Annotated in this window: 5 protein-coding genes; 2 read left to right on the plus strand and 3 right to left on the minus strand. The window is 35.2% G+C overall.

Features of this window, described 5'->3' with window-relative positions; translation table 11 throughout:
* Window positions 1-67 precede the first annotated feature (67 nt).
* Window positions 68-598: a 3'-5' exonuclease gene (locus IBX42_RS11420; protein WP_294933051.1), complete on the minus strand. Its 531-nt coding sequence runs from the start codon at window positions 596-598 to the stop codon at window positions 68-70.
* The gene (locus IBX42_RS11425; protein WP_294933053.1) at window positions 595-867 is read right to left on the minus strand and encodes a hypothetical protein; all 273 of its coding nucleotides are present in this window, start codon (window positions 865-867) and stop codon (window positions 595-597) included. Before IBX42_RS11425 ends, IBX42_RS11420 begins: the two co-directional genes overlap by 4 nt.
* A 300-nt stretch (window positions 868-1167) precedes the next feature.
* On the opposite strand from IBX42_RS11425, the gene IBX42_RS11430 reads away from it, so the two are divergent.
* The gene (locus tag IBX42_RS11430; protein ID WP_294933055.1) at window positions 1168-2433 is read left to right on the plus strand and encodes a malic enzyme-like NAD(P)-binding protein; all 1266 of its coding nucleotides are present in this window, start codon (window positions 1168-1170) and stop codon (window positions 2431-2433) included.
* A gap of 153 nt (window positions 2434-2586) precedes the next feature.
* Here the strand turns inward: IBX42_RS11430 and IBX42_RS11435 are convergent, their stop codons facing one another.
* On the minus strand, window positions 2587-3144 hold the full coding sequence (locus tag IBX42_RS11435; RefSeq protein WP_294933056.1) for a TetR/AcrR family transcriptional regulator: 558 nt from the start codon (window positions 3142-3144) through the stop codon (window positions 2587-2589).
* Window positions 3145-3338: 194 nt separating this feature from the next.
* Here IBX42_RS11435 and IBX42_RS11440 point away from each other — a divergent pair, with 194 nt between their 5' ends.
* Window positions 3339-3872 carry a hypothetical protein gene (locus IBX42_RS11440; RefSeq protein ID WP_294933057.1) on the plus strand — a complete coding sequence of 178 codons (534 nt, stop codon included), beginning with the start codon at window positions 3339-3341 and terminating at the stop codon, window positions 3870-3872.
* Window positions 3873-4028: the final 156 nt, after the last annotated feature.

Genomic DNA, 4028 nt, shown 5'->3' on the forward strand with positions numbered 1-4028 from the left:
TTGGATTTGAAGAGGATTGATTCTCCGTGGTTTTGCATGTCGATTTGACATGTAAGACTGCGTTGAATTAGGCTTGGTTATGATGTTTCATTATATTTAAAATCTCTAAAGTTTTTGTGACATCATAAATAGCACTATGGTACTGCTCGTCATCAAACTCGATATTGTAGTGTATACAAGTCTCAACGAGTTTTGGGTTTTTTAGATTGCCTCTAACATTAGTAGCTTTAACAATTTTTTTATTCTCTTTCATAGTGCAAAAATGATTCTCAAAAGAGAGCAGTTCGCCAATGTGACGAAGTTCAAATGAGATGTTATGAGCTACAAGAGTTTTAGCATTTTTACAAAACTCTATAAAGTCTGTGTCGTTTTCAAAGCACTCTTCATACTCCACATCTTTTCTAAGTCTCTCTATCCTATCGGGAGAGAGTTTATGTACTGCCAGTGCATGAGGATTTACTTCATACTCAGATAAATAGTAACGATGGAAAGTGTCTATAACTTTGTACTCATTATTTATAAACTCAACACGAAATGCGGCTGCCTCTATGACATCATGAACATTGGCAGAGTTTGTTTCAAAATCTAAGATAATCACTTACTTTCCTCACTGCCCAGCACAAACCAATTTTTGTCCTTAGTTGTTACTATCTCTTTTTTACTAGTTGTATCAATCAGTTGTTTAATGACAGTGGCAGTTTTCATTATTTTCTTCACTGGTCCAACTTGAGACAGATTAACATCTAGTTTAGCAGATTGTTTTAAAGATTGAGGCTTATCTACAGGTGTTATGGGAATCCAGTTCTCATTTGCAGATGCAGTGCTTGTTAGAGAGAGTGATAGCAAAAATGGCAGCAACAGTTTCATAAAACTCTTTTTTAGTGAAATGATACAGTAATGATTTTAAACTCGCACAACGGAGTCAGGTGATAACGATAACAAAATAGAAATAATTTGAAATATTATTGTTATCATCTGACCCCTTTATCCCCAAGGAGTTAAGTATTAAATCATTATCAATATTGTAGCTCAAGCGCATTCCTTTTTGCATTATTATTATATGTTATCTAAATTGTCGGTTAAAAGTTCTTTAGTCTCTGAGAAAGCTGATGTATTTGTTTTGAGTTGTGTTAAGATATACTTTTAAAAATATACTTAGGATAAATAATGTCTAAAAAATCAACTACAGATCAAGAAGCTTTGGATTATCATGAATTTCCAAGACCCGGAAAAATATCGGTTGAGGCTACAAAAGCTGTAGAGACTCAAAAAGACTTATCGTTGGCATATACTCCAGGTGTTGCGATCCCATGTTTAGCAATACAGAAGAATCCTGAGGATGCTTACAGATATACAGCTAAAAAGAATCTTGTTGCAGTTATCTCAAACGGAACGGCAGTTCTTGGACTTGGAAATATCGGAGCATTAGCATCTAAGCCTGTTATGGAAGGTAAGAGCGTATTGTTTAAAAACTTCTCGGGACTTGATTGTTTTGACATAGAAGTAGATACCCAGAGTATAGATAGATTTTGTTCAGTTGTAACTGCTATTGCTCCAACTTTTGGCGGGATAAACTTAGAAGATATAAAGGCACCTGAATGTTTTGAGATAGAGAGACGTTTAGTAGAAGAGTTAAATATCCCCGTAATGCATGATGATCAGCATGGAACAGCAGTTATTTCTGCCGCAGGAATTATCAATGCTTGTATAGTCACACACAGAAAAATAGAAGATTTGAAAATCGTTGTTGTCGGTGCAGGTGCTGCTGCAATATCTTGTGCGAGACTTTACAGAAAGCTTGGAGTAAGAGAGATATATATGCTTGATTCTAAGGGTGTTATTCACAATGGACGGAGTGATTTAAATGATTATAAGAGAGAGTTCTGTGCCGGAAGGTATATGACTCACTCAGAAGTGTTTGAGTGTGCTGACGTAGTTGTGGGCTTATCTCGTCCTGGAACATTTAGCGTAGAAGATATTAAAACTATGGCAAATGAGCCTATAGTATTTACTTTGGCAAATCCGACACCTGAGATATTTCCGCAAGAAATCTTAAAAGCAAGACCGGATGCAGTAGTAGCAACGGGGCGCAGTGATTTTGACAACCAAGTAAACAACGTTTTGGGGTTTCCGTTTATTTTTAGAGGAGCGATGGATGTTCGTGCTCGCCAAATAAATGATGAAATGAAAATAGCAGCAGCCTATGCATTAGCAGATTTGGCACGTAGTGAAGTACCGAAATATCTGAGTGAACTATATGGAAAAAAGATAAAATTTGGTAAAGACTATTTGATTCCTAAGCCGTTTGATAAAAGACTTATAGTCGAAATATCCAGTGCAGTAGCACAGGCTGCTGTAGATAGCGGGGCATCTGCTATGAAAGATTTTGATATAAAAGCTTACAAGAAAGAGTTGGCAAAAATATTAAAATAGGCTAGATAATTACTTCGTCATTTTTTATGAACAGCATGGGTCAGGTGATAAGGATAACAAAATAGAAATAATTTGAAATGTTATTGTTATCACCTGACCCCTTTATCTCTAACACTCCCCTTTTTGCTAGATACTATCATTTAGAAATAAATTTTAGATTTGATAAATATTCTTTTCTATAGCTTTTGCAATTTCGTTTGCTGTTGTTTCATCTTTAACGGCACGGGCTAAAGTGACTCCCCCGATTAACATAGCAATATTGGTCCATATTTTATCTTTGTTTTCTTCTGTGCTATCTGAACTAGCCAGTTCTATGACTTTTTTTAATTCAATTTCATAGGCAGCTTTTGTGTCATCATCAAAACGACCTACTTCTGGGGTTAGAGTTTGTAATGGGCAGCTTTCATTTAAGTCGCATGTTCGTTTATCTCCCATGTATAGCTTTGCAAATGCATTCCACCAGTTCTCATGATGAGCTTCTCTTAATTGGATAATCGCATTTTGAACATCTTTTAACCCGGAGATAGCGGCAGCTCTAAATGCTTCGGCTTTAGATTTAAAATGCACATAAAAAGCACCCGAAGTCACACCGGCTTCTTTAGCAAGACTGTCGACTCCTATCCCGCTATATCCACTTTTTTTAAATGTGCGAGTTGCCGCTTCTATGATGCGGTTTTTAGTTTCTTCTTTTTGTTGTTTTTTACTATTCATTTATAAGCCTTCCTATAAGCCTTCCCCCGCTTGATTTTGAAATTATAACATTCTTTTTTATTAATTTTACTTGACAAGATAACGATGGTTATGTATAATCCAAATAACGGTCGTTATTTTAAGTTAGCTGAAGTCTGAATCAACGAGTATATGCTTGTTGATTCTTAACCCAAATTCAATAAAGGATAAAAAAAATGAGTTTATTAAAAACTGTAAATGTAAAAGAAGCCCAAGGCAAGGTAAAAGAAGTATACGGTGAGATAGAAGGTGCTGTAGGTATGGTACCAAATATTTTACAACTTTTAAGCGTTAATCCAGATATATTAGAAGCTCAGTGGAATAAAGTAAAGTATATATCTTCAATGGAAGAAGATAGTAAAAAATTGATCAGCATCATGAGATATCTAATGTCGGTTAGAAATAAATGCACCTACTGTTCTGCTTTAATTAGCATGATGATAAATAGAAACTATGGCATTACCCAAGAAGAGTTGGAGTCAATCCAAAATGATTTATCAAAGGCTCCGCTAAGCAATAGCAATAAAGAGCTATTGAAATTTACTCTAAAAGCTGTTGAGAACCCTGAAGAAATTGAAGCTGAGGATGTCAAAAAACTTGAAGATTTAGGAGTAAAACAAACTCAAATTTTTGATACTGTACAAGAGGCGGTGCACATGTACTCCATGAATATGTTATCTCGTATATTTAAAGTAGAAAGAGATTTTTAAAAATTTGGAGCGAGTACTACGAGTATAAAGTAGGAGATGAAGCACATTATTTTACGGAAGCAACGCCAATGCTAGCAGATTTTACTTGATTCTTAAGGTATTGAGACTGTGAAAGAACCTCAAAAAAACATTTCAAAGAGTGTTTCAAGCTCTCTT

It is taken from the genome of Sulfurimonas sp. (assembly GCF_014859695.1).
In the GTDB taxonomy this organism is placed as follows: Bacteria; Campylobacterota; Campylobacteria; order Campylobacterales; family Sulfurimonadaceae; genus Sulfurimonas.

What these genes read in the sequence shown, in the direction of transcription:
- IBX42_RS11425 (WP_294933053.1), bottom strand. Translation starts at nt 867, where the DNA reads ATGAAACTGTTGCTGCCATTTTTGCTATCACTCTCTCTAACAAGCACT.
- IBX42_RS11430 (WP_294933055.1), top strand. Translation starts at nt 1,168, where the DNA reads ATGTCTAAAAAATCAACTACAGATCAAGAAGCTTTGGATTATCATGAA.
- IBX42_RS11435 (WP_294933056.1), bottom strand. Translation starts at nt 3,144, where the DNA reads ATGAATAGTAAAAAACAACAAAAAGAAGAAACTAAAAACCGCATCATA.
- IBX42_RS11440 (WP_294933057.1), top strand. Translation starts at nt 3,339, where the DNA reads ATGAGTTTATTAAAAACTGTAAATGTAAAAGAAGCCCAAGGCAAGGTA.